Annotated in this window: 24 protein-coding genes, 1 tRNA gene and 1 pseudogene; 17 read left to right on the top strand and 9 right to left on the bottom strand. The window is 43.5% G+C overall.

Going from position 1 to position 23,948, the window contains the following annotated elements:
- Positions 1-24: 24 nt before the first annotated feature.
- Positions 25-438, top strand: coding sequence for a hypothetical protein (locus C505_RS0108425; protein WP_018692162.1), 414 nt, complete (start codon positions 25-27; stop codon positions 436-438).
- Positions 439-519: 81 nt separating this feature from the next.
- On the opposite strand, the gene C505_RS23580 is transcribed toward C505_RS0108425, so the two are convergent.
- Positions 520-4,812, bottom strand: coding sequence for a methyl-accepting chemotaxis protein (locus tag C505_RS23580; protein ID WP_018692161.1), 4,293 nt, complete (start codon positions 4,810-4,812; stop codon positions 520-522).
- A gap of 249 nt (positions 4,813-5,061) precedes the next feature.
- On the opposite strand from C505_RS23580, the gene yihI reads away from it, so the two are divergent.
- Both yihI and C505_RS0108405 read left to right on the top strand, forming a co-directional pair.
- The gene (yihI, locus tag C505_RS0108410) at positions 5,062-5,619 is read left to right on the top strand and encodes a Der GTPase-activating protein YihI (protein ID WP_018692160.1); all 558 of its coding nucleotides are present in this window, start codon (positions 5,062-5,064) and stop codon (positions 5,617-5,619) included.
- 12 nt (positions 5,620-5,631) lie between these two features.
- Positions 5,632-6,075, top strand: coding sequence for a DUF2489 domain-containing protein (locus C505_RS0108405; protein ID WP_018692159.1), 444 nt, complete (start codon positions 5,632-5,634; stop codon positions 6,073-6,075).
- Positions 6,076-6,243: 168 nt separating this feature from the next.
- On the opposite strand, the gene C505_RS0108400 is transcribed toward C505_RS0108405, so the two are convergent.
- Positions 6,244-6,319 (bottom strand) — tRNA-His (locus C505_RS0108400).
- 113 nt (positions 6,320-6,432) lie between these two features.
- Between C505_RS0108400 and C505_RS0108395 the strand changes: the two genes are divergently transcribed.
- Positions 6,433-6,801: a YbaN family protein gene (locus C505_RS0108395; RefSeq protein WP_018692158.1), complete on the top strand. Its 369-nt coding sequence runs from the start codon at positions 6,433-6,435 to the stop codon at positions 6,799-6,801.
- A gap of 6 nt (positions 6,802-6,807) precedes the next feature.
- Here the strand turns inward: C505_RS0108395 and C505_RS0108390 are convergent, their stop codons facing one another.
- A complete protein-coding gene (locus C505_RS0108390; protein ID WP_018692157.1) occupies positions 6,808-7,275 on the bottom strand; it encodes a DUF3592 domain-containing protein in 468 nt (155 codons plus the stop codon).
- A gap of 74 nt (positions 7,276-7,349) precedes the next feature.
- The gene (locus C505_RS0108385; protein ID WP_018692156.1) at positions 7,350-8,225 is read right to left on the bottom strand and encodes a hypothetical protein; all 876 of its coding nucleotides are present in this window, start codon (positions 8,223-8,225) and stop codon (positions 7,350-7,352) included.
- Positions 8,226-8,610: 385 nt separating this feature from the next.
- On the opposite strand from C505_RS0108385, the gene C505_RS0108380 reads away from it, so the two are divergent.
- Both C505_RS0108380 and C505_RS0108375 read left to right on the top strand, forming a co-directional pair.
- On the top strand, positions 8,611-9,054 hold the full coding sequence (locus C505_RS0108380) for a hypothetical protein (RefSeq protein WP_018692155.1): 444 nt from the start codon (positions 8,611-8,613) through the stop codon (positions 9,052-9,054).
- Between the two features lie 20 nt (positions 9,055-9,074).
- A complete protein-coding gene (locus C505_RS0108375; RefSeq protein WP_018692154.1) occupies positions 9,075-9,368 on the top strand; it encodes a hypothetical protein in 294 nt (97 codons plus the stop codon).
- Between the two features lie 924 nt (positions 9,369-10,292).
- On the opposite strand, the gene C505_RS0108360 is transcribed toward C505_RS0108375, so the two are convergent.
- On the bottom strand, positions 10,293-11,156 hold the full coding sequence (locus tag C505_RS0108360; RefSeq protein ID WP_018692151.1) for a YicC/YloC family endoribonuclease: 864 nt from the start codon (positions 11,154-11,156) through the stop codon (positions 10,293-10,295).
- Between the two features lie 152 nt (positions 11,157-11,308).
- Between C505_RS0108360 and rph the strand changes: the two genes are divergently transcribed.
- The 3 genes and pseudogenes from rph to C505_RS21825 all read left to right on the top strand — a co-directional run bounded on the left by rph (position 11,309) and on the right by C505_RS21825 (position 13,083).
- Positions 11,309-12,022 carry a ribonuclease PH gene (rph, locus tag C505_RS0108355; protein WP_018692150.1) on the top strand — a complete coding sequence of 238 codons (714 nt, stop codon included), beginning with the start codon at positions 11,309-11,311 and terminating at the stop codon, positions 12,020-12,022.
- Between the two features lie 9 nt (positions 12,023-12,031).
- Positions 12,032-12,679, top strand: coding sequence for an orotate phosphoribosyltransferase (gene pyrE, locus C505_RS0108350; RefSeq protein ID WP_018692149.1), 648 nt, complete (start codon positions 12,032-12,034; stop codon positions 12,677-12,679).
- Between the two features lie 22 nt (positions 12,680-12,701).
- A pseudogene (locus C505_RS21825) lies at positions 12,702-13,083 on the top strand (diacylglycerol kinase).
- A 26-nt stretch (positions 13,084-13,109) separates the two neighbouring features.
- Here C505_RS21825 and slmA read toward each other — a convergent pair.
- The 3 genes from slmA to coaBC are packed head-to-tail and all read right to left on the bottom strand — an operon-like array spanning position 13,110 to position 15,406.
- Positions 13,110-13,697, bottom strand: coding sequence for a nucleoid occlusion factor SlmA (gene slmA, locus C505_RS0108340; protein ID WP_018692148.1), 588 nt, complete (start codon positions 13,695-13,697; stop codon positions 13,110-13,112).
- A gap of 45 nt (positions 13,698-13,742) precedes the next feature.
- Complete coding sequence (gene dut, locus C505_RS0108335; RefSeq protein ID WP_018692147.1) at positions 13,743-14,198, bottom strand: dUTP diphosphatase; 456 nt, start codon at positions 14,196-14,198, stop codon at positions 13,743-13,745.
- Entirely contained in the window at positions 14,195-15,406 is a 1,212-nt protein-coding gene (coaBC, locus tag C505_RS0108330; RefSeq protein WP_018692146.1) for a bifunctional phosphopantothenoylcysteine decarboxylase/phosphopantothenate--cysteine ligase CoaBC, read from the bottom strand. Before coaBC ends, dut begins: the two co-directional genes overlap by 4 nt.
- A 351-nt stretch (positions 15,407-15,757) precedes the next feature.
- On the opposite strand from coaBC, the gene rpmB reads away from it, so the two are divergent.
- The 6 genes from rpmB to C505_RS0108300 all read left to right on the top strand — a co-directional run bounded on the left by rpmB (position 15,758) and on the right by C505_RS0108300 (position 20,823).
- A complete protein-coding gene (gene rpmB, locus C505_RS0108325; RefSeq protein WP_018692145.1) occupies positions 15,758-15,994 on the top strand; it encodes a 50S ribosomal protein L28 in 237 nt (78 codons plus the stop codon).
- Positions 15,995-16,005: 11 nt separating this feature from the next.
- Positions 16,006-16,161, top strand: coding sequence for a 50S ribosomal protein L33 (rpmG, locus tag C505_RS0108320; protein ID WP_018692144.1), 156 nt, complete (start codon positions 16,006-16,008; stop codon positions 16,159-16,161).
- A 136-nt stretch (positions 16,162-16,297) separates the two neighbouring features.
- Complete coding sequence (locus C505_RS23575; protein WP_018692143.1) at positions 16,298-16,786, top strand: hypothetical protein; 489 nt, start codon at positions 16,298-16,300, stop codon at positions 16,784-16,786.
- A 3-nt stretch (positions 16,787-16,789) separates the two neighbouring features.
- The gene (mutM, locus tag C505_RS0108310) at positions 16,790-17,608 is read left to right on the top strand and encodes a bifunctional DNA-formamidopyrimidine glycosylase/DNA-(apurinic or apyrimidinic site) lyase (RefSeq protein WP_018692142.1); all 819 of its coding nucleotides are present in this window, start codon (positions 16,790-16,792) and stop codon (positions 17,606-17,608) included.
- A 51-nt stretch (positions 17,609-17,659) separates the two neighbouring features.
- Positions 17,660-19,648, top strand: coding sequence for a hybrid sensor histidine kinase/response regulator (locus C505_RS0108305; RefSeq protein WP_018692141.1), 1,989 nt, complete (start codon positions 17,660-17,662; stop codon positions 19,646-19,648).
- Positions 19,649-19,704: 56 nt separating this feature from the next.
- Entirely contained in the window at positions 19,705-20,823 is a 1,119-nt protein-coding gene (locus tag C505_RS0108300) for a response regulator (protein ID WP_018692140.1), read from the top strand.
- A gap of 12 nt (positions 20,824-20,835) precedes the next feature.
- Here C505_RS0108300 and queG read toward each other — a convergent pair whose 3' ends face one another.
- Positions 20,836-21,975, bottom strand: coding sequence for a tRNA epoxyqueuosine(34) reductase QueG (gene queG / locus C505_RS0108295; RefSeq protein ID WP_018692139.1), 1,140 nt, complete (start codon positions 21,973-21,975; stop codon positions 20,836-20,838).
- A gap of 15 nt (positions 21,976-21,990) precedes the next feature.
- Between queG and C505_RS0108290 the strand changes: the two genes are divergently transcribed.
- On the top strand, positions 21,991-23,496 hold the full coding sequence (locus C505_RS0108290) for a bifunctional ADP-dependent NAD(P)H-hydrate dehydratase/NAD(P)H-hydrate epimerase (protein WP_018692138.1): 1,506 nt from the start codon (positions 21,991-21,993) through the stop codon (positions 23,494-23,496).
- Positions 23,493-23,948, top strand: coding sequence for a tRNA (adenosine(37)-N6)-threonylcarbamoyltransferase complex ATPase subunit type 1 TsaE (tsaE, locus tag C505_RS0108285; protein WP_018692137.1), 456 nt, complete (start codon positions 23,493-23,495; stop codon positions 23,946-23,948). Before C505_RS0108290 ends, tsaE begins: the two co-directional genes overlap by 4 nt.

The raw sequence follows: 23,948 nt of genomic DNA, 5'->3' as shown, positions 1-23,948 counted from the left end.
ATAGAAGATTGTTATCACTTAAATATGCTACGCATTGCGCTGATATGTATTGGGATAGTGCCACTTGCTGGGTGCGAAAAAACCAGTGAACCCACACCTGCTGACTTTTGGATAGGGCAGTGGAAATCCCACGAGAGAAAGTCGATGGAATCTTTGCTGCAAAATCCAGATATTCCTGATGCAGAACGGCAATCATTTCAGTCTGCATTTGGGTCTGTGATTTATGAATTTTCTGAAAAAGGTTATCGAAATCATGTCGTGGTGGATGGCGAACCCGTTGTCACTGAGTGGATCCCACTGCAAGTCAGTAAATCAGGTCGAGACTTTTTTCAATTCAATAATGAGTCGAATGACGTTGTCACTTTTTATCTTGAAGGAAACTGTATTTATCAATACATGTCCAAGTGGAAGAATAAAGCTTATTACTGCCAGCGTTAAATCACTATCTTTATTTTCGATCCAATGAGTTTTCTTGGCCATTACAGCCAGCCACAACGCAGGTGACTGGCTGTATTGAAGTTAAGAAACGACGGCGGCTGTGCGATCGAATGTGTTGTTAGAGTCGGTGCTGATTCTTGAGTGTGTACTCGCACTGTTATCCGTGACTTTAAAGCTGGATAACAACGCCATCATCGTCTTCGCTTGCTCTGCCATCGACTCACTATTGGCTGACGCTTCCTCAACAAGTGCTGCATTTTGCTGGGTCATATCGTCCATTTGCATCACGGCTTTTTTCACTTGCTCAATGCCAGCACTTTGCTCTGTGGAGGCAGTTGAAATGTCGGCGATCATTTTTGTGGATTTCTCGACAGCTTCAACAATTTCTTTGAGTGTCGCGCCTGATTCATTGACCAGATTCGAACCGTCTTCGACTTTACCGACACTTTCTCGGATTAAGTCATTGATTTCCTTCGCTGCTTCTGCGGATCGTTGCGCCAGGCTTCTCACTTCCCCTGCGACAACGGCAAAGCCGCGGCCTTGTTCACCTGCTCTTGCAGCCTCGACTGCTGCATTCAGCGCAAGGAGATTCGTCTGGAATGCGATTTCATCAATGACCACAATGATGTCTGCTATTTTCTTACTGGAATCATTGATTTCTGACATGCTGCTTTCTGCTTTGCCAACAACATCACCACCCACTCTGGCTTTATCTTGTGCTGCTTGCGCAAGTTCACTAGCAACTTTTGCATTCTCAGCATTCTGATTGACGGTTGATGACATTTCTTCCATGGATGAAGACGTTTCTTCCAGTGAAGATGCTTGCTCTTCCGTTCGTTGGCTGAGGTTTAACACACCACTGGCGATTTCGTTGGAGGATTCATCAATCAAGCGCGCGGATGAGAAAACTTTTCTGACGAGATCTTGAAGATTTTGAATACTGCGATTCACTGAGTCTCTGAGTACCGCAAAGTCGCCTTTGAAGTCTCCATGAACAAAGCATGTCAGGTCACCTTGTGATAAGGCGGTCATGACATCTTTTGTTTCATTGATTGGTGCGACCATGGCGTCGAGTGCACTATTCACCCCTTCAACAATTCGGCGGAAATCACCTTGGTGTGAAGTCACATCGGCTCGGGTATCTAATTGTCCTAAGACTGCTGAGTTGGCGAGGAGATTTGCATCTGTGACCAAGAGATTGACTGCTTGAATACAAGTATTTAAGTTATCTTTGATTTGATTAAACTCACCGTGATATGCATCAACGATTTGCTCTGGAATATCCCCGCGAGAAATCCGTTCGACGTAAGAAGCTGCGACATTGAGTGGGTTAATAACGGCATCTAAGGTATGGTTGACCCCTTCGATAATCCGGCGGAAGTCCCCTTGGTGTTTTTGTCCATCTGCTCGTGTTGACAACGCACCAGCAACCGCAGCTTCGGAGAGTTGATTTGCATCTGAAACCAGGAGGTTGATTGCAGCAATACAAGTGTTGAGGTTATCTTTGAGTTGATTGAAGTCGCCTTGGTATTGATCTGTGATGGGTGCAGGAATATCACCTTTAGCAATGCGATCAACATAAGACGCTGCGACGTTGAGTGGGTTGATGACCGCATCTAGTGTTTCATTGACCCCTTCAACAATACTGCGGAATTCACCCTGGTGACGCGAACTCTCTGCACGGAATGAAAGCTTTCCGGCCACTGCGGCTTCGACGAGTTGGTTTGAGTCATCAACAAGCAAGTTTACAGCTTCGATACAGGTATTGAGGTTGCGTTTGAGTAAGTTGAATTCACCCTGATACTCATCGGTGATTGACTCAGGAATATCTCCTTTGGAGATGCGGTCAACATAGTTTGCAGCAACGGTTAGTGGTCCAACGACGGCATCTAATGTATGGTTGACACCTTCCACAATTTTACGAAACTCGCCCTTATGTTGATCAGCATCAGTACGAGTAGATAGCTCACCACGGATTGCACTTTCCGAGAGCTGATTTGCATCGGAGACCAGCAGGTTAATGGCAGAAATACAGGTATTCAGGTTATTTTTAATCTGATTGAATTCACCACGGTATTCATCTGTAATTGGCTCAGGAATGTCACCTTTGGCAATTCTATCAACATAGTTCGCAGCAACGTTTAGTGGTCCAACGACGGCATCTAATGTATGGTTGACCCCTTCGACAATTTTCCGGAAGTCGCCTTGGTGAACAGTGGCATCAGCCCGTGCAGACAATTCGCCTTTGATAGCAGCAGCGGAGAGGCCATCCGCATCAGAGACCAGTTGGTTAATCGCTTGGATACATGTGTTGAGGTTATTTTTAATGAGGTTAAAGTCACCTTGATAGGTATCTGTAATCAGCTCTGGAATATCACCTTGAGAGATGCGATCAACATAAGATGCGGCGACATTGAGAGGGTTGATGACAGCATCCAATGTATTATTCATGCCATCGACGACTTTTTTAAAGTCGCCCTGATGTTTATCAGCATCGGCTCTCACGGAGAGGTTACCTGCAATTGCACCATCTACAAGTCTGTTTGTGTCAGAAACCAATTGGTTAATCGCATCAATACAAGTATTTAAGTTATTCTTTAAGTGATTGAAGTCCCCTTGGTAATCTTCAGTGATAGGACCCGGAATATCTCCTCTCGCAATCTGTTCTATGTTATTTGCGGCAACAGTGATTGGTCCAACGATTGCATCCAGCAATTTATTAATATCCATTGCTAGGGTGTGCATAAAACCTTCAAATCTTGCTGTATCCAATCGGACATCTAGTTTGCCCGCACTGGCAGCATTAATGACTTGTTCAACCTGTTGCTCCGCATCACGTTGCTCTGTGAGGTCAATCCATTCCACAACCGTACCAAGACGTTCTTTATTTTCACCAAGGACAGGGTTTGCGATGATTTTTAGAATGCGCCCACCAATGGTGATCTCAGCGATATGTGTATCTTTCAAGTCCCTGAGCATGCCACGCTGATAACTTGGATCTTTATGGAAAGTATCAATATTTGTACCCATGAGCTTTTTCGCGCTAAATTGCGGCAGATCTTTCTGGAACTGAGACTCATTCCTCTGGAACATGTCTTTGACCATGTCGTTCATATACATAATATTGAGCTTTTCATCCGCTAACATGACGTTTGCAGTGACATTATCCAGAGCTTGACGAATACGATTGTTTTCTGCAGATTGTTTTCGCTCTGTCTCGATTTGTTCTTTGAGCTTGCTTTGCATTTCTTGCAATGCGGTGAGTAGTTGGCCTGCTTCATCATTTGACTTAATGACAATATGATTGTCTAGTGCTCCATCAGAGATCGCTCTTGAGACTTCTACCGCGCGGGAAATTGGGACGCTGATTTGACGTTGGATAAAGTAGATAAAGGCTACGGTTACCAAAAGTGAGAGTATGGTCATGACCCAAGAGTTATAAAGCTCAGTAGAAATGTCTTCGTGAATTTGAGCTGCAAGCTTTTCGAGATCTTCAGAGAGTCTGTCTTCAACCTTTTTAAGCAAATTAATTTTCTGGGTTTGTAATTGAAACCAGTATTCTGGGTCAATCCCAAAGTTACTTCGACGAGTATCACTTTCAATAACTTCACGCATTCTTTTGGTTTCTATGATTGGTGTACCTGTCATGATCTCGTCGTAAAATGCGATTTGTTTTTTGGATGCGAGAGTTCTGAATACATTGAGATACACATCTTGTATTGTCGATAGAGAAATCACTCGATTAAAAGTACTTTTATCAATACTGTCTTTAGAAAAAACGTTAGTGAGAACGGCACGTTCAATACCTGATCTTTCTTTGCTATTGAGGAAGTTGACATAAGCAGTTGCTTCATTGCTCAGCTTTGCAATTGACGTGATCTTAGGCAGCTGTTTGATTGAATAAAGAAACTGCAAATTCATTTTGGTAAAATATCCCAGAGCCTCTTTTCCTGATATTTGTAAGTTTGATATTTCTTTCCTTTTTTGAGGGAGTTGGCGCAACATCTTTTCTGCGATATTCAACTGCTTATTCAGGTAATCCCCCGCTTGTGTTCTATCAAACGTCTTCAAAAACTGGAGCAAATTCTGCTTTTTTTCATTCACAGTGTTTCTTTGCTCAAGTAGCTCTTGTCGAAACTTCTTTCCTTGTGTACCTAAAAAACCTGCTGTATATCCTCTTTCTTTTTGCAACTCATGGACGAGTGAACTTGCATTGATTGCGTATGCCGCAACTTCTTTCACAATCAGACTTTCTTTCTTTAACTGTTGGTCTTTCACAATAATGATTTTTGCAAAGAATAAAAGGCAGAGTACGGGGAATATTGCAATGGCTGCGAGTTTCCACCGAAGTTTCAAGTTGGTGAAGAATTTCATGTTATTTCTCTCATCCTAAAGACTCGTGAGACCGCTCGACGGGTAATGATGTGCAAAGTTCTTGTATCAGGTACGGTCATTTGTCAATATTTTAGTTGAGCTTATGTAATTGAGCGAATGAAATAGTGTGAGATAAAAATAGCCATTTTATGATTGGAAATTTGATGATAAACGCTGTGAGAAAAATAGACGAATTTATTGTCAGGTTCAGGTAAAATAGCGGACAGTTTAGCTAAGTAGTACGAAATTATGACTCGACATAAGAAAACGCGTAAGCCCGGTATTGGGATTGCGCCGAAGGTATCTCGCCAACAACTCGATCAGCAGGCGAAAGAGCAAAAGCGCGTAAAAAAGCGTAAGGGGTTGAATTCTGGGTCTCGTAACAGCGCTTTTGAAGCGAATGTTGATACGAAAAATAATCAGCAATCCGTAAATGATAAACGTCATGGCAGTAAAAAGCCGATTGCTTTGCAAGCTGTTCAGGAAGAAAAGCATGTTGATTTTCAGCCTCAGGTTGTCTTGAAAAAAGTCGACAATACGCCAGACTTGCCACCAGAGAAAGAACTGGAAATGATCGAATCGGATATGCGATTACTGGATTTGATGGATCGTCAGGATTCTGGAGAAGTTTTGCAAGGTAAAGATGCGAAGTACTTCCAGCGCCAAGTAAAGCGTCATCAGGAATTGATGGATATTCTGGGCATTGAGGAAGAAGACGATGAGGATGATACAGAAAATGCATTGGATGATTTCTTAGAAAACTCTCAGGATGAATGGTCTGAGTGGTTGGATGACGATAAAAAGTAACGGAGTTCATGCATGTTGTGGATATTGGGTTCACTTGGTTTATTGATCATTGCAGGACTGGCATTTTACGCAGGCCGCTTGCTCATGCAGTTAAAGCAACAAAATGATCAACAAGCGGCTGCGGCAAAAGCGCGAAATGCGACACTGATAGAAAGTATCACGACGATTGCCAAAGCCATGCAACAGGCACAGTGTGAATCGTCGGAGGGCTGTTTGCGGATTTGGGTCTTATTGGATCATTTAATTGAGTCACCAAAACCAAATTATCAGGCAACCTATCCGGGTATTTTTCAGATGTATGATGTGGTGAAGGATATGCCGACACATACTGCTCGCAAAAAATATCCAAAGAAAGAAATTCGTCAAATGGACGAAACCCGTTTGCAAGCTGAGAAGGATCTAGCATTGCAGATTAATCAAGATCTGGACAAGCTGCTGATTCAACTGGAAGGGTAGCATTGAAGACAATCTAGATTGACGTTATTGAATAAACAAGCACAGGTAAGTGCATCCATAGATGGCAGTTTTGGTGGACCTTGGGCAAAGGTTGTAAGAAGTATTCAGAAACATGTAAGGATCTAGGAAGATACGAATCTTAGGGAATTAATTTAAGCGAGGGAAATCTGGGGTGGCTGACGGGACTTGAACCCGCGACAACCGGAATCACAATCCGGGACTCTACCAACTGAGCTACAGCCACCATCGATAAGAAACCTGCAACAAGCAGGTGGTGGATTCTATAGAATTTTTACGGATTAGAAAAGTACTTTTTTACTGATATCATTAAAAAAGAATAGCTATGTGGTTAGAGACATGGGACGCGTATTTTATTTTATCAGCGGCTGGATAAGCCTGGGACTGGGTTTTATTGGTATTTTTCTGCCTTTGTTACCAACAACCCCGTTTGTATTGTTAGCTGCAGTTTGTTTTTCTCGTTCTTCCGAGCGAGTACATGAATGGTTGCTGGCACACCGTCTATTTGGGCCAATTATCATTGATTGGCAGCGATATGGTGTGATCAAACGAAAAACGAAGATGCTTTCAACCAGTACAATGGTGTTGTTTATCAGTTATCCGATGATTTGGGGAACATTTTCTATTTATATCAAACTAGTGATCATCATGATCATGGTCGGGGTGACTTGGTTTATTTGGACACGCCCTTCAGAGCGACCCACTTAAAGGTATTTATTTTCCAAATTTGATAATAAGCGCAGCAACGACGAGAAAGACAGAACAAAACGCGGTGATAATCAAGAATTTTCCCCATCGAATTTCAGGATTTAACACCGCTTCTTGTGGGTTTAGTGGGTCTAAAAAACACATTGATTGGCTCCCGGGCGGATATTCTTCGATAATTGCTTCGATTGACTCGTAATCAGATGATGCACTGATTGCTGCTTCGATAAAGTCATATCTGTTTCCCTGGTATTTGATGTTGTTGTGCTCATATTCGTACCGTAATTCTAAGCTATAGAGTTCATCGCCTTCGGAGCCATATTCCACTTTCATATCATTTTGGACGATAATACAAGTAACAGCAGGCCAATCTTGAGCTTCCATGGTTTGTATAAGAGGTTGGATCACGACCAACCAGAGTATGACCAGTGGTACAGCTGCAAATAGAAATCCGAAAATATAACGCCTGACACCCATATGAGCATTTCCACCATAAATAATCAAAGTATACTCATTTTTGTGGTGACTATATCGGGGAGAATGGTTGTGTATTAATGCTCATTCGCTTCTTCTTGGCTTTCGTTCGACTCATCCATTTTCATGGCTAACTGCCAGTCGAGCTGTTGTTGTTCAATCAGATAACCAAGTGCGCGACGTTCTTCTTGATTGAGGATCTGCCCAGCTCGGGTTTGTAATTCATGATGCATTTGGTCAATCCGCTTTTTCTGTTCTGTGATTGATAACTCAGAGAAGTTATTGTCGCTATTTTGCTCACTGCGGATGTACTTTTTCTCTACCTCGAGGTAAATGTTTGCTAACTGACGTTCTTTATCAACGGTAAAGTGTTTATTTGTATCACTGAGCATATGACGCAAGTTGACTGTAAACCATTGTGCACTCTGGAGCTCTTCAAATGACTTTAATTGTGCACTTAACTCAGGTCCAAGTACTAAATCCATCTCCATTTTTAGCCGTTCTAGTTCCTGATCCATTAATGCATCGTCCATTGGGCCTTCTAGACCTATACTATCTCGTGCTGTAAGCAGATCTAACAGGGCGGCTTTTTGGCGCTCAGAAAGCTGATTGTTTTCAAAAAACCTTAGATAATTGATTTTTAAGCTATTTCTAATTTGATTTTTATAGCCTTCCAGCATATCTGGATCGGAGAGAAAACCATCAAATTCATCATGATCGCTATCCGCTTGATGATTGTCAGTTGTTTGAGCAATATCCTTTTGTGGGCATTGCAGAGGAGGTGCGGATTCGCTGTTTGCTGTTGAGGTTTGTAAGGCCGATGCTTTTTCCTCAATGAAATTTCCTTGTGTTTCCTGTGGTGCAGTTAAATCCATGGGTTGCGAAAATAGCTGAAGGATTAAAATAACATTCAACACAACGGAAGCAGCTAAAAAAATTGACCGAAAAGACATGAGCACCTCTATTTCCTTGAACGAAGTTTGACCAACTTAATGGATGGCTTGCAACTTCACACGTTACGTATTTTATAATGAGATCCCTGAATGATGGCTGAACCAACTTGTATAAACAACCAGAAAATTTGGCCAATATGGGTAGAAAGCATCGGGTGATAGAATCATCGTAGAGAAACTCTGCTGGGATCTGCGATGTAAGGATACCTGATTGCGAGGAAGGGGAGTTTCCACATCCTCACAAATAACGCTTCAAATGAATCAAAATTCTCATAAAAAAGTTAATAAAAACAATTCTCTTAAGACAAATATTTGATTAGATTGTTAATTGCTCTGGGGTATAATTCTGCCTCTCACTAGGAATGCTATATAAAGGAGAATGACAATGGCAGCCGCAGAATTGCTCATCGAAAGACGCTTATCCCCTCTACCTTGTTCTACACCAGAAGAAATCAGTTTATTTCGCATAGATAATCCACATATTACAGGTGATATGATCATGCCTGGGACGGCTTACATTTGCCGACCAGAATACAACAGTGCGTTTGGTGCTTTATCTCAAGAACAAACATGGGTGATGCGCTCTTTGCAAAACTTTAGTCCGGAAGATCGCAGAGGATTCATTAGCCTCATCGAATGTTGTGGCGGAACAGAAAATGCGCTGGCACTTGCTGATTTTCTTGAAGACAGTGTTTGGCCTTATGTGCAAAGTAACTGGCAAGGTGATAGCGTTGGTGTGTTTGGTGCCGGAGCAGGTGCTTTTGAAAAGATGTACAAAAGCTCAGTAGACTCAGTAAAACTGTTTCGAATCTTGGCAAAGGGGCTTTAGTCATTGATGCAGGTCTGAGAGTGACGAATGTTCTGAAAGACAAAGAAGCTGGTGCTGACTGGCAGAAGAGAGCTGTGAAAGAAACGACTGGTTTTGCAGTAGGCGCCCTATTTGGTATTGGTGCTGGAGGTGCGGTTGTTTCAGCTGGTGCAGCTTTAGGTGCTGTGGTCGCATTAAAGCCTGTCGGATGGGGAATCATAATTGTCGGTAGTTTGGTTGCAGGATTTGCTGCCAGTAAAGCCGGGGACATAGCTGGTAAAGCTCTTGCGGAGGAAGTTTATAATGCGAGTAGCAGTACTAGTTGGTGGGATTAGCGATGGAAAATTATGAGCTGCAATAAGAAGCTATGCCCTTTTCTCTTTTGGTGGCGTCACTCTTTTATGGGGAATATTTATTATCCTTTTTTCACAAATATCAATTAGATATTTGAGGCAGAAAGTCAATGATGAGGAAGGTGTAATCGTATCAAGCTGGGAAGGCGGTCTCGGTGTCGTGTTGATTAATCTCGCTATGGCTCTCGTTTTCAAAAGACTAGCTGATCACCCTCTATTTCCTGACAACAAATACGCCGTGAAATATGCTCGCAAAAGATTACTTTTTTGCCCTTATGCTTGTGATCATGATGATGATTTCATTTTCAGGGTTAGCAGCTCTGTATTTCTTTGTTTTATAACGCTTCTGGTATGGATAATACAGTACCTCAAGAAGACTTTCTAAGTGCGGTAATCTGTATCGCACTTCTATTAATTTTCATGGTTTGTATTGTTTTACACATCAAAATTTCTGCAAAGTTTCTTGATAAGAAAATTAGTGAAGAAAATGGAGTAACACAAGATTGGGATAAAGGAATTGGACTGAGGTGCTCAGCGTACTCTGTCGCAACTATATGGCCGTTAAAATGAATATTGAAAAACTACCGACGGTTTGGTTAGCCAGAAAATATGCTCGAAAAGTTGACTATTTATTGTCGTATATATTGATTGGATCACTTGTAGTATTCCTAATAATTGCGGGGGTATTCATAATTAAAGCCACATATCAGGAGCAAATTAGGGTATGTAGATTTTGTCAGGGTGCACATCAGAACGAAAGTTTTCAACTTCCACAAATGCAGCCGCTTGGAAATTACTTTGGTCAGGACATTCAAATTCCAGTAATCAACGGAGTAAAATGTAAAAAACCCCGAAAAGTCGGGGTTTTAGGTAAAATATTGGAAGGATTAAGATCGGCGAATTTGCTTACTCGATATTTTGGATCTGTTCACGCATTTGCTCAATCAAGACCTTCAACTCAACCGCTGCCGCAGTCACTGTTGCTGAGATAGACTTTGAGGCGAGGGTATTTGCTTCTCGGTTGAACTCTTGCATCATGAAGTCAAGGCGTCGGCCGCATGCGCCGCCTTTTTTGAGGATTTTTCCGGTTTCTTTCACATGGGAATCTAAACGGTCCAGCTCTTCTGCGACATCGACTTTTTGGGCGAGATATACCAGTTCTTGCTCTAGACGTGTTTGGTCGATTTCAGTTTTAAGCTCTTCCAGTCTTGTCGTGAGTTTATCTCTTTGCCATTGCATAATCGTTGGCATTTCGCCACGGACGATTACTGCTTGCTCTGTGATGGTTGTAAGTCGCTGTTGAATCAGATCCGCTAGCGTTTGACCTTCGCTTGCTCGTGCTTGCAAAAAGTCGTCACATGCGGTTTCAAAGCCAGATAGGAGTTCGCTTTGAATGCTGTCCATATCCTGTTCTTCAGCTTCCATCACACCAGGCCAACGGAGGACTTCCAATGGATCGAGTTGACCTTCGTTGGTCTGTGATTTGACCCACTGGGCTGCATGAATAAGTTGATTTGCAAGAGATTGATTGATTTGTAGCTCGCCAACCGCGGCTGGGTTTTCGTGAAACTTTAAGTTGACTTCAACTTTACCACGCTGAAGTTTTTTACGAATACGTTCGCGAATAACTGGTTCAAGCGCTCGGAATTGTTCTGGTAGTCGGATGAAAGTCTCCAGATAACGCTGATTGACGGAACGAATTTCCCAAACGGCGCTTCCCCATTCCCCTTTGCGCTCATTACGCGCATATGCGGTCATGCTATAAATCATTGTTCTTTCTCATTGGACGCTAGAACCTGCATTATAACCGAAATGTGGCCGGGATAAATCCAGGAATGGGATTTTCAAAAAAGCTGATAGCGAGAAAGTCTTCAACTCTTTATACTATCGCCCAGAATTTAACGAGACATTGAGGACTTTTCATGCGCCCTAGTGGAAGAACGCCAAACCAAATCCGCCCAATCACGATCACCCGTAATTACACACTTCATGCGGAAGGATCGGTTTTAGTTGAATTTGGGAATACCAAAGTACTATGTACAGCAACGGTTGAAGAAGGTGTCCCTCGCTTTATGAAGGGAGCAGGAAAAGGCTGGATCACGGCTGAATACGGAATGCTGCCACGCTCAACCCATACCCGTTGCCAACGTGAGGCTGCGAAAGGTAAACAGGGGGGACGTACCATGGAAATTCAACGCCTGATCGCACGTTCACTTCGTGCAGCGGTCAACTTGAGCGCAATGGGAGAGAACACGATTACGATCGACTGTGATGTGATCCAGGCTGATGGGGGCACTCGTACAGCTTCAATCACTGGAGCATGTGTTGCGCTAGTGGATGCCCTGAGCTACATGCGTAAAAAAGGGATTATCAATAATAACCCACTCAAGCACCTGATCGCGGCGGTTTCTGTGGGTATTTATAACGACACGCCAATTTCTGATTTAGAGTATGTTGAAGACTCTGAGGCAGAAACAGACATGAACGTGATCATGACAGAGACGGGCAAGTTCATCGAAGTTCAAGGGACAGCTGAAGGCGAGCCTTTCTCCTACGAAGAACTACAAGATATGCTGTCATTGGCACAAGATTCCATTCGTGAAATCATCGATATCCAGAAACAAGTTCTCGCATAAGGGCAAATCATGAAAGATTATCAAAAAGCATTTATCGAATTCGCCCTTGAAAAAGAGGTGCTTAAGTTTGGTGAATTTACTTTGAAGTCTGGCCGTAAGAGTCCTTATTTCTTCAATGCAGGTTTGTTTAATACGGGGCGAGATCTTGCAAAATTGGGTCGTTTTTATGCATCTGCTTTGGTTGATGCAGGGATCCAGTATGATGTTCTATTTGGTCCAGCTTATAAAGGGATCCCGATTGCGACAACAACTGCTGTTGCTTTAGCTGATCATCATGATCAAGATGTGCCATACTGCTTTAATCGTAAAGAAAAGAAAGACCACGGTGAAGGTGGTCATTTAGTAGGGCATGGGCTAGATGGTCGTATTATGCTGGTGGATGATGTGATCACAGCTGGCACAGCAATTCGCGAGTCCATGACGCTGATCCAGAATAATGATGCGACGTTAGCGGGTGTATTGATTGCATTGGATCGTCAGGAAAAAGGTCAAGCTGAGCTATCGGCAATTCAGGAGATTGAACGTGATTTTGCAACACAAGTTGTTTCTATCATTACTTTAACGGACTTGGTGTCTTACCTTGAGAAGAGTGACACACATCAAACACATCTTGAATCTGTGAAAGCCTATCGCGATCAGTTTGGAATTTCCATTTAAGAATCGTACAGATGCCAGGAATATGAGCGTTAGTTTTAAACCAAATGGGAAGGGCTTACAGCGAATTGCTCGAGCAACATATTGCAGCTGGAAAGGACTGAGTACGGCTTTTCAACAAGAAGCCGCATTTCGCCAAGAATTGCTCCTTGCAGCGATCTTCTTTCCCTTTTCTTTTGTATTGGCGCAATCCGTACTGCATTGGGCTGGCCTGATTACGACGCTCTTGGTGGTGTTGATCGTTGAATTATTGAATTCTGCGATTGAAGCGCTCACTGACCGTGTCAGTACGGAGCAACACCCGTTGTCTGGTCAAGCAAAAGATATGGGGTCAGCGGCAGGCAGTATCGTTGTCTCTTGTTCTTGCAGGTGTGGTTTGGGCAGCGTCAATTATTGCGTATTTTTAGACGATATGATGAATGCAACAATGGCTTTATAGCCATTGTTGATGCATGCATTCCCAGTGTTGGTCGAATAATTCTGTTGGCTTTTTTTGAAAGTTTGAACGGACAAATTGATTGATTCGCCCTTCAATATAAGCCAATAGAAGGTTGGCAAGTGCACTTTCTTCTAGTTCAAACCCTTTGCCTTCGCGTAGTTTTCTTTCCCGTAAGACCTGCTTTAACTGTGTTTCGAGTTTTTCGAATAGTTGTACAATTCGCTCTCGCAGACGTTCCTGTTCTCCCATCAGCGCATCTCCAGTCAGAATACGTGTGATCCCTGGGTTTTTCTCAGCAAATGCCAAAATCAAATGCATGATCTTTTGGATACGCGGTAGCGTCTGCTTTTCTTCTTGAAGGATCATATTAATTCTGGATAAAAGGGCATCCTCAATAAATTCAATCAATCCTTCAAACATCCTGGCTTTGCTGGGAAAATGACGATAGAGCGCTGCTTCCGAAACACCGACTTCGGATGCTAGACGCGCCGTCGTAATGCGCTGCCCAGGACTGGTCTCCAACATATGTGCGAGGCACTGGAGAATTTCTTCTTTTCGGTTGCTACGGCGTGTTGCTGGCATGTTTGTTCCTTACGGCTAATGTTCGTGATCCTGTTTGTACGCAGATTATGTGCGCCCTGAGTGTCCGAACCCACCTTCACCACGGTCGGTTATTTCAAAATCATCAACGACTGAAAAACTGGCTTGTACGACAGGTAGGATCACCATTTGTGCGATACGTTCGCCCGGCTGGATCTCAAATGTTTTATCTCCTCGGTTCCACACAGAGACCATCAATTGGCCCTGGTAGTCGGAATCAATCAAACCCACTAAATTACCCAAGACAATGCCATGCTTATGACCAAGCCCTGAGCGCGGTAAAATTGTTGCGCAAAGTTGTGGATCACGAATGTACATCGCAATACCTGTCGGGATAAGCTGTGTTTCTCCAGGGGCAATATTTACTGCTTCATCAAGACATGCGCGAAGGTCCATACCTGCACTGCCTTCAGTCGCATAAGTAGGAAGTGGGATTTGTGTGCCGACTTTGTCGTCCAAAATTTTAATTTCGATTTGTTTCATGTTGTCTGCTGGTATTTCTGATAAATAAACGCGATCAATGTTTGCGCCAGGGTCGATTTAGCCGCTAATGGTAAATCTTCTTCGCCATCCTGCCAATAGATCGTGAGTGCATTTTCGTCGGCGTTAAAGCCTTGTCCTTGAATTGCCACATTATTTGCACATATTAAATCAAGATTTTTGCGCTTGAGCTTATCTTTCGCATACTGTGCGACATCTTGTGTTTCTGCGGCAAACCCAATGGTGTAGGGACGTTTGCTGGTTAAAGCGGCAACCTCTGTGATAATGTCTGGGTTTTTCACAAGCTCAATCGATAGTGTGTCAGAGGATTTTTTAATTTTTTGTGACTGAACATCAGCGGCGCGATAATCCGCAACCGCAGCGCAGCCGATAAAAATATCACTCTGTTGTGCTTGCTCAAGGGCTGCTTTATACATTTCACAAGCACTCTGAACATTCACACGTGTCACATTGGCTGGTGTTGGAAGTTGAACGGGGCCTGCAATTAAGTCAACCTTTGCACCTAAATCCGCAGCCGCTTTGGCTAGTGCAAAACCCATCTTGCCAGAGCTATGGTTAGTAATGTAACGGACAGGATCAAGCGCCTCACGTGTTGGGCCTGCTGTGATGCAAACAGAAATACCAGCCAGGGGTTGTGCACTCGGTTGAAAATGTTGTTGGATTTCATGGAGTAGTTCATGAGGTTCTTTCATCCTGCCAGGGCCTACATCACCACAAGCTTGGTCACCGGCATTCGGCCCCCAGAGCAAAAAACCTCTCGTATTGAGTAGATCAAGATTTGTTTGCGTAGCTGGTGCTTTATACATCTGCTGATTCATGGCGGGTGCGAGTGCAACAGGTGCGTCCGTTGCCAGAACAAGCGTTGATAGCAAATCGTTGGCAAAGCCGTGAGCCACTCTTGCAATGACATCCGCAGAAGCAGGTGCGATTAATATCAAGTCGGCCCATTTTGCCAACTCAATATGCCCCATGGCTGCCTCCGCTGCGGGGTCGAGCAAATCATCACTGACAGGCTCTCCAGAGACAGCTTGCATGGTGAGTGGTGTAATGAATGCCTTTGCGCCATTGGTCATCACAACGCGCACTTGTGCACCTTGTTCTTTGAGTCGTCTGGTGAGTTCTGCGCATTTATAAGCGGCAATTCCGCCAGAAATACCGAGAATGATTTTTTTACCGTGTAAGCCTGCCATCAGTCGTTACTCATCGTATCGGATCTGCTGACTATTCTACGTGGATTCACTGAGGGAGGATAGCGATAAATCGTCTTGTGCAAAGGTGATAAATTGTTCGTAGGATAAGCTATGCTTGATCAAAATAATTCCACGAAATTTCAACGAGATTTATCTTTGTTGAAATAAACAAGTGAAAAATCAGGAAAACGGAGTAAAATAGCGCACCTGAGGCGCAGATGAGCATCGTTTTATTTCTTGCTTTTTGGCTGAATATCGTGTATAAATTGCGCCCTTTCTATCTTATTCCCGGGGCACGAACTGGCCAAAGGGTGAAGAATTGCTCGAGCAGAAGTAATTTGGAGAAATGACATGTCAAGAGTATGCCAAGTAACTGGCAAGCGTCCAACAGTTGGTAACAACCGTTCGCACGCGAACAACGCTACAAAGCGTCGTTTCCTTCCAAACCTAAAAACACACCGTTTTTGGGTTGAAAGTGAAAACCGTTTTGTAAAACTTCGTACCTCTACTAAAGGTATGCGTATCATCGATAAAAAAGGTATCGATGCAGTATTAGTTGAAATCCGCGCTCGCGGTGAGAAAGTATAAGGAACTGAACCATGCGTGATAAGATCCGTTTAGTATCTACAGCTGGAACTGGTTTCTTCTACACAACGACGAAGAACAAGCGTACGATGCCAGAAAAAATGGAAATCAAAAAGTTCGACCCTAAGGTTCGTAAACACGTGATTTTCAAAGAAGCAAAAATCAAATAAGATTTCTGCAAAAAAAGCCCGGCTTCTGCCGGGTTTTTTGATCCCAGAGAATTTCCTTAAGTCCTACAGAAACCCCATCAAAAATTCGATATACTCCCCACTAACTTTTCTTTCGTATTTTCATAGGTGCTCGAAGATGCTGCGTTTGAGTCGGCAAGGTTGGAATAATGTTCTGATTTTTTCGATGTTGATCATGATTTTTTTATTTAATGGACTCCATCATCGAATGCTTAGCTTCGAAAGTGAACCTCAAAGCCAGCAACTACTTCCAGAAGAGAGCATGCTCCTGACGCTTGAATTACCGCCATATAGCATTGAACGCATAGGCAAAGCATGGCGCATTCAGCCTGGGCGAAAGGACACCTCAGAGGCAGAGCTACATCAACTGACCACGGCTTGGCAGTCAATATCTGGTGTTGTCATGGTTAAAGGCGAATTACCGTCAGAACTTTTGGATCGCTCGGATCCGGATCAAGTGGTGGTTGCCTGGTTAGCGGGTCGTACAGATGGCTATCAATTGTATGTCTATCGAATCGCACAGAACACCTATATATACGATGCACAAACCGAGCGATGGTTGCGCTTAATGCCTGATGACGTCGACTCTCTACTTTTAAAAGAATAAATCATGCCTGAATTACCAGAAGTTGAAGTAACCTGTATGGGCATTCGCCCTCATGTATTAAACCACCAAATTACTGATATTGTGATCCGCCAACCGCAACTGCGATGGATGATACCAGACGATGTTCGTCAAATGATCGGTCAGACTGTCATTTCGGTTGAACGTCGAGCAAAATATTTATTAATTCAAACCAAAAAAGGAACAGGGATCCTTCATCTGGGGATGTCAGGCAAGCTGCGAGTTGTCGATGCATCAACACCGATTGAAAAACATGATCATGTTGATTTAGTCATGGAGACAGGAAAAGTTGTCCGATTCAATGATACCAGACGATTCGGTGCATTTTTGTGGCAGGCACAGAACGAAATACATGACCTGCTTGTTCAGCTAGGTCCTGAGCCGTTGACTGACGATTTCAATCCGGATTATCTATGCCAAAAAGTGCAGGGCCGTAAGACGAAAATCAAGCCATTCATCATGGATAATAAAGTCGTAGTTGGTGTTGGTAATATTTACGCCACAGAGGCTCTGTTTAAGGCAAACATTCATCCAGAATCAATCGTTGCGCAAGTCCCCCAAGAAAAATTAGTGGTATTGGTACACAAGATTAAAGAAACACTCGCTTTTGCAATCCAGCAAGGGGGCACAACGCTCAAAGACTTTACAAAAGCAGATGGCAATCCAGGGTATTTTGCACAGGAATTGAATGCCTATGGCCGTAAAGGAGAGCCATGCTATCAGTGCGGAACCAACTTACAAGGAAAGACGATTGGACAAAGAAATACGGTTTTTTGTGATAAATGCCAGACACAATATAAATAAGCCAACCTGCTAAGCTATTCTCTAAAAGGTTAGGCATAAGAGAATAGCGCAATGGATGTTCAAGTCCTGATTTTGGATAACGCATCTTTACTCGCGATGCGTCTAAAACATTTACTCGAATTACAGGGCTTTCAAGTGACCCTGATGAACCATCGCCAGATGGAAAAAGTCCCCTCTCTGACACCTTATCAGCTTGTTGCGGTGGATCATATGATCAACCCAGCACTTGCAGAAGAACTCCGACAGGCCAGTCAGCAGTATCAGATCATTTTGTTGCTACCAGAACAATCATCCCAGGCCCATATCACGAATTTATCTGGTGTATTTCCTGACTCGAGTGTGATCTATCCATCACTGAGCAATAAGGAGATTTTGGATGTGATCCAGAACCTCATTGTTTTGCCTGAGGAAATTGAGGCCTTCCTCTTACCAAAAATACTCCTTATGGATGATGTGCAGGAACGATTGGCACCCATAGAGCAATGTTTAATTGATGTTGGGATCCAAGTCACTTCTATCCATGATTTGGCCAGCTTGGAAGAAACACTTCGGCATCAATCTCCTGATGATATTTTCATTTGTGACTTTCATATGAAAGAACTCGATGGCTTGGAAGCTTTTCGTCTCGTAAAAACTCAGTATCCAGATTGTCAGTGTATTTTACTGACCAGCCGTGAGAGTCATGATTCTCTCATTGAAACCATCCGGCTTGGTGTGTCTGATGTGTTGAAAAAGCCAATTGATCAAAATGTGCTGTTGCAATCAATTCATCGGCTTTGGCAAACAGAAATGTTGAAGCAGCAAAATCAAGCATTGGTTGAGCGATTACAAACAACGGTCGATACACTGGTTGAAAAAGATATCCTGCTTCGCGTGATCTTCGATAATACGCCAGATGGAATCGTCCTCGTTGATGATAAAGGGTGTATTACGGAGGCGAATGTTTCTTGCGAATACATTTTTGGTTTATCGAGAGAATCCCTTGTTTTTTGTTCAATCCGAAAATTGTTATCTCGTTGTTCATTCAAGACATTGCTACAACAAATCCGTCAACTCAAAGGAGAGCAACAGTTTAGTTGTGAAATACAAACGCTGCACACTTCTGGGGTGGAAACGGTGATGTCTTTATCTTGTAATCGGGTCGATTATCACGGGCGCTATTACTTTGCTGGGATAGTGCGGGATATTTCAGAAATCAAGTACAGAGAGCAGTTGTTGACTGAACAAAACTTTTCTCTTGAAGAGAAGGTACAGCAGAGAACACAAGCATTGGAACATGCAAAAGAAGCGGCGGAACAAGCGAACCGAAGTAAATCGGAATTTCTCGCCAATATGTCCCATGAGCTACGCACACCCATGCATTCCATTTTGAGCTTTGCTCGATTTGCTCATGATAGTACGACGGATCCTGAATTAGATCGGGAAAATATGCAGCGATACCTTTCCCGGATCACGACAAGTGGTAATCGATTGCTTGTTCTTCTGAATAACTTATTGGACTTATCCAAGTTGGAAGCTGGGAAGTTTCCATTCTACCCAGGCTATTATCCTTTGACAGAAGTGATCCGTCAGACAGAATCAGAATTTATGGCATTGGCGAAAGAAAAAGAAATCCAGCTCATTCTGACTCAAAAAGCATCGGACGATAAAGTCTGGTGTGATCAGGAGCATATTCAGCTCATTCTAAGAAACCTGATTGGGAATGCGATTAAGTTTTCTCCGAATCACGGAATTATCAAAATCGAAATTCAAGACAGTTATATTCGGTGCTACGGTCGAGATCGTGATTCATTGTGTATCCGTGTGATTGATGAAGGTGTGGGGATTCCTGAGAAAGAGCTGGACCAGGTTTTTGATAAATTTGTGCAAAGCAGTAAGACCAATCAAGGGGCTGGTGGGACTGGGTTGGGTCTATCCATTTGTAAGGAGTTGATTCAGCTGCACCACGGAAAAATCTTTGCAACCAATAACGAGCATAAAGGCGCGACATTCACCTTTGTACTCCCCAAAAAAGAGGTACAGGTCCAAGAAGCAGGTTGAAAGAGAATAGACTAAGATAGTGTGTACCGAAAAAGGGTTTTCTTACAGAGGATATTATGGAAAAGAATCGTGTACTTGCTGTGGATGATGAACCATTCAACCTCGAGATCATGGGAGAGATCTTATCTGATCAATATGAGCTACAGTGCGTAGATAGTGGTGAAGCCTGTTTGAAGCATCTTGAGCTGAATACGCCAGAGGTCATTTTATTGGACGTGAGTATGCCGGAAATGGATGGCTATGAGGTCTGTCGAAAACTCAAAGACAACCCAAAGACGAGTGATATTCCCGTCATGTTTGTATCCGCCAGAGGCAATTTAGATGAAAGGATACAAGGTTACGAAGCTGGTGCTGATGATTATATTGTTAAGCCATTTGCGAAGGAGGAATTAAAAGCGAAGTTAAATGGCCTGTTCAATATGATCGACAAGCGCTTATCCCTAGAAGAGCAAGTAACAACAGCGACAGAAACTGCATTCAATGCAATGGCAAACTCCAGTGAAATGGGGGTGGTAATTCAGTTTGTTGAGCACTGCCATGAAATCGAAAGCCCGGAGCAATTAGCACAGGCATTGATGCAAACCCTCAATTCATTCGGGATCAAATCCAATATCCAATTTCGTATTCATGGTGAAGAAACGAATTATTCACTGGACGGAGCCTGCTCACCGATCGTTGTGGAATTACTTTCAATGATGCGCCACAAAGGTCGTATCTATGAGTTTGCACCCAGGTTGTTAATCAATTACACAAATGTCAGTCTCTTAATGTTGAATTTACCGATGAATGATCCGGTGAAAGTTGGACGACTGAGAGATCATGTTTGTTTTTTGGTCGGTGTCACTGAGCAAACATTAATTTCATTAGATACAAGTGCTCGCCTAGATAGAAAACAGGAACTTCTGGAAGACACCGTTCATAAAATCAAAGATAGATTTGAAGATCTGGTCATGATGATCAACCAATCTCATGCACAGAACGTAGAAGTGTTTAGTAAATTACAGCGCGACTTTGATCAGCATATTCCGGGCATGGGACTGGATGAAGATCAGGAGCTTTATATCGTCAAAACATTGGATGAGACCATCCAGCAAGCGTTAGGAAAGGAAGACATGTTATTGGATGTGAAAGCTGCCTTTTACCATATTGAAGAGTTGCTGAGTAAACTCACGTAACGCCAGTCAAGGTTAAGCATCGCGAGGTAACCCCTTTTCGATGGTTCGGACAAGACGTTGGTTTTTGCGATCAGGTAAAGTAGCCAATTGTTTTTTATCCTGCTGTTGCTTCAGCGCCCAAGATATGTGTTCTTGGACCATCGATGAGTACTGTCCAGACGATTGGACGAGTGCATTGATGATTGCTTCATCATAAGGTGCATTTCCAAGCGCTGTCGCGATATTTCTAAGCCAACGCTCATGGCCAATTCTTCGGATAGGTGATCCTTCCGTACGTTGAAGAAACGCTTCTTCATTCCAGGCAAATAAGGTGAGTAGATCTTGTTGTGATAAATGTTGTCTTGGATGAAAGTCATTTTCATCGGTGATCTGGGCATAGCGGTTCCAAGGGCAAATCAGCTGACAATCATCGCAACCATAAATTCTGTTTCCGATAAGGGGTCTGAGCGACTCAGGAATTGCCTCTTTGAGCTCAATCGTCAAATAACTGATACAGCGCCTTGCATCGACAACGTAAGGTTCCACAATTGCTTGCGTGGGGCATATTTTTAGGCAAGCCACACAAGCGCCGCACTTTTCTTCGATGGGTTGATCAACTGGGAGTGGGAGATCAATAAATAATTCACCCAAAAAGAACCAGGAACCGGCGTTAGGGTGGATCAACAAAGAGTGTTTTCCTGTCCACCCAAGCCCAGCTTTGTCTGCAAGTTGTCTCTCCAAAACAGGTGCTGAATCCACAAATGGTCGATAGCCGAGTGCTCCAACTTGGGATTCTATTTTCTGCGCGAGTTTTTTTAAACGGTTACGCAGCATTTTATGATAGTCGCGACCAAGTGCATAACGGCTGATGTAACCCTTGCTTTTATCTTTAAGGTTTTGGGCAAATCCCGCATCTGGAGGAAGATAATCCATTCGAACACTAATCACACGGACAGTCCCAGGGACAAGTTCGTTTGGGCGGGCACGCTTCATACCATGAGCAGCCATGTAATCCATGTTGCCGTGATACCCTTTATCCAGCCACTTTTGTAGTTGTGCCTCATGCTTCGTCAAGTCAATATCCGCAATGCCTACCTGCTGGAACCCCAGAGAATGACCCCACTGTTTGATGTCTTGGGCTAATTGGTGATAATTAATGTCTGAAGACGGCATCGGATCAGGACCTACATGAAAACAATTACAACTAATTTACCACGGAAGCTGTATCGAGCAGAACAAATTCGAGAAAACGAAGCGGATGTTGCGGCCTTGGTTGATATCCAAATGTATCCACTTATGGTGCTTGCTGGGCAGGCAGTTGTGGACTGTGCATTAATGCATGCTCATGAAAACACATTATTTTATGTAATTTGTGGCACTGGGAATAATGGTGGGGATGGGTATGTTGTCGCACGTTGCTTGGATTCAGCTGGACGGATGGTCGAGGTGATCCAAACGGGCGATGTAGAAAAAATAAAAGGTGAAGCAAAGCAAGCTCGAGATGCATGGCTGGTTGCAGGGGGGAAAGAAAGCCAACAATTCCCACAAAAATGGGACTCTGATGCCATGATTATTGATGCATTGCTTGGTACTGGGCTGACAGGGGATCTTCGAGAAGAACATTTGCAATGTATTGAACGGATGAATACGAGTGGCCGAATGATCATCTCAGTTGATGTACCATCGGGGTTGAATGCCAATTGTGGGCAGCCGATGCCGGATGCAGTGGAAGCGGATATGACGGTCACATTTATTGCGTTGAAGCGAGGTTTGGTCACCGGTTTTGGTCCACATTATTCTGGACAGATCTATTTTGCAGGACTTGGATTGAACAAAACCTTTGAAAAACAAGTCGAATCTTCTGCACAGTTCTCGAATGCAGAGCAATTGATCCAACAACTCAAACCTAGAGCAAAGTTTTATCACAAAGGGATGTGTGGGAAAGTTGTTCTGGTCGGTGGAAATAAAGGGATGCCTGGCGCTATCCGTTTAGCAGCAGAGTCTGCACTTCGATGTGGGGCTGGTTTGGTTTCTGTTCTTACTCATCCAGATAATATTGCGGCTGTCGTGAGTAGCCGACCAGAGTTGATGGTACAAGGGATTGAAGATGGAGAAGAAGCAACCGCATTACTTGAAGCAGCGGATGTGATCGTTGTTGGACCAGGGCTGGGCCAAGATAACTGGGCAATTTCTATTTTAAGGCAGATATTAGATCTCGATAAGTATCGCGTCATGGACGCAGATGCGTTAAACTTGATCGCTTTTGCACCAGAGCCCGTAAAATTACGAAATACCGTGATCACGCCACACCCAGGTGAAGCGGCTCGATTGCTGAAAAAATCCACCCAGGATGTTGAATCCGATCGATTTTCTGCTGCGAAGCAACTACAGCAACAGCACCAAGCGGTGACTGTGCTTAAAGGTGCGGGTTCAATCATTGCAAGTGAAAGCCAATGTCTGGTCAATCACAGTGGAAATCCAGGTATGGCAACAGCCGGGATGGGGGATGTTCTTTCAGGGATTATTGGTGCATTTGTTGGTCAAGGAATGCCACTGGAAGATGCAGCAGCACTTGGTGTATATTTGCACGGAGCTGCGGCTGATTTGGCGTCTAGCCAGGGACAGCGCGGTATGATCGCGTCAGATTTATTTCCTTATTTAAGACAGTTAGTCAATCCGGAATCGGCAAGATGAAATTTGAGAAGTATCTTGAAAATGAAACGGCAACCGTTGCCCTTGGAAAGCAACTCTCCTCGGCATGTCAGTCAGGAATTGTCATTTTTCTGTATGGTGACTTGGGTGCAGGTAAAACAACATTATCTCGTGGGTTTATCCAAGGGTTAGGTCACGTGGGGGCTGTCAAAAGCCCAACATATACACTGGTCGAACCTTATGACATTCAAGGACTTCAAATCTATCATTTTGATTTATATCGTCTTGCTGACCCAGATGAACTAGAATTTATGGGGATCCGGGATTATTTCGAGCCAGGTAATCTGTGTCTGCTGGAGTGGCCGGATAAAGGGGGGGATTTGATCCCGCAACCCGATCTCATGGTGACGATGAATTATCAAGGGGAAAAACGCGTTGCTGATATTGAGGCAAAAACAGCGCGTGGTTTGGAAGTCATAAAAAAATTGAATTGA

Origin of the sequence: Algicola sagamiensis DSM 14643 (assembly GCF_000374485.1) — a bacterium.
In the GTDB taxonomy this organism is placed as follows: domain Bacteria; phylum Pseudomonadota; class Gammaproteobacteria; order Enterobacterales; family Alteromonadaceae; genus Algicola; species Algicola sagamiensis.
This window is presented reverse-complemented; position numbering and strand designations above follow the sequence as displayed.

Excerpts from the sequence above, each read along its gene's own strand:
- C505_RS0108425 (WP_018692162.1), top strand. The coding sequence starts at position 25 with ATGCTACGCATTGCGCTGATATGTATTGGGATAGTGCCACTTGCTGGG.
- C505_RS23580 (WP_018692161.1), bottom strand. The coding sequence starts at position 4,812 with ATGAAATTCTTCACCAACTTGAAACTTCGGTGGAAACTCGCAGCCATT.
- yihI (WP_018692160.1), top strand. The coding sequence starts at position 5,062 with ATGACTCGACATAAGAAAACGCGTAAGCCCGGTATTGGGATTGCGCCG.
- C505_RS0108405 (WP_018692159.1), top strand. The coding sequence starts at position 5,632 with ATGTTGTGGATATTGGGTTCACTTGGTTTATTGATCATTGCAGGACTG.
- C505_RS0108395 (WP_018692158.1), top strand. The coding sequence starts at position 6,433 with ATGGGACGCGTATTTTATTTTATCAGCGGCTGGATAAGCCTGGGACTG.
- C505_RS0108390 (WP_018692157.1), bottom strand. The coding sequence starts at position 7,275 with ATGGGTGTCAGGCGTTATATTTTCGGATTTCTATTTGCAGCTGTACCA.
- C505_RS0108385 (WP_018692156.1), bottom strand. The coding sequence starts at position 8,225 with ATGTCTTTTCGGTCAATTTTTTTAGCTGCTTCCGTTGTGTTGAATGTT.
- C505_RS0108380 (WP_018692155.1), top strand. The coding sequence starts at position 8,611 with ATGGCAGCCGCAGAATTGCTCATCGAAAGACGCTTATCCCCTCTACCT.
- C505_RS0108360 (WP_018692151.1), bottom strand. The coding sequence starts at position 11,156 with ATGATTTATAGCATGACCGCATATGCGCGTAATGAGCGCAAAGGGGAA.
- rph (WP_018692150.1), top strand. The coding sequence starts at position 11,309 with ATGCGCCCTAGTGGAAGAACGCCAAACCAAATCCGCCCAATCACGATC.
- pyrE (WP_018692149.1), top strand. The coding sequence starts at position 12,032 with ATGAAAGATTATCAAAAAGCATTTATCGAATTCGCCCTTGAAAAAGAG.
- slmA (WP_018692148.1), bottom strand. The coding sequence starts at position 13,697 with ATGCCAGCAACACGCCGTAGCAACCGAAAAGAAGAAATTCTCCAGTGC.
- dut (WP_018692147.1), bottom strand. The coding sequence starts at position 14,198 with ATGAAACAAATCGAAATTAAAATTTTGGACGACAAAGTCGGCACACAA.
- coaBC (WP_018692146.1), bottom strand. The coding sequence starts at position 15,406 with ATGGCAGGCTTACACGGTAAAAAAATCATTCTCGGTATTTCTGGCGGA.
- rpmB (WP_018692145.1), top strand. The coding sequence starts at position 15,758 with ATGTCAAGAGTATGCCAAGTAACTGGCAAGCGTCCAACAGTTGGTAAC.
- rpmG (WP_018692144.1), top strand. The coding sequence starts at position 16,006 with ATGCGTGATAAGATCCGTTTAGTATCTACAGCTGGAACTGGTTTCTTC.
- C505_RS23575 (WP_018692143.1), top strand. The coding sequence starts at position 16,298 with ATGCTGCGTTTGAGTCGGCAAGGTTGGAATAATGTTCTGATTTTTTCG.
- mutM (WP_018692142.1), top strand. The coding sequence starts at position 16,790 with ATGCCTGAATTACCAGAAGTTGAAGTAACCTGTATGGGCATTCGCCCT.
- C505_RS0108305 (WP_018692141.1), top strand. The coding sequence starts at position 17,660 with ATGGATGTTCAAGTCCTGATTTTGGATAACGCATCTTTACTCGCGATG.
- C505_RS0108300 (WP_018692140.1), top strand. The coding sequence starts at position 19,705 with ATGGAAAAGAATCGTGTACTTGCTGTGGATGATGAACCATTCAACCTC.
- queG (WP_018692139.1), bottom strand. The coding sequence starts at position 21,975 with ATGCCGTCTTCAGACATTAATTATCACCAATTAGCCCAAGACATCAAA.
- C505_RS0108290 (WP_018692138.1), top strand. The coding sequence starts at position 21,991 with ATGAAAACAATTACAACTAATTTACCACGGAAGCTGTATCGAGCAGAA.
- tsaE (WP_018692137.1), top strand. The coding sequence starts at position 23,493 with ATGAAATTTGAGAAGTATCTTGAAAATGAAACGGCAACCGTTGCCCTT.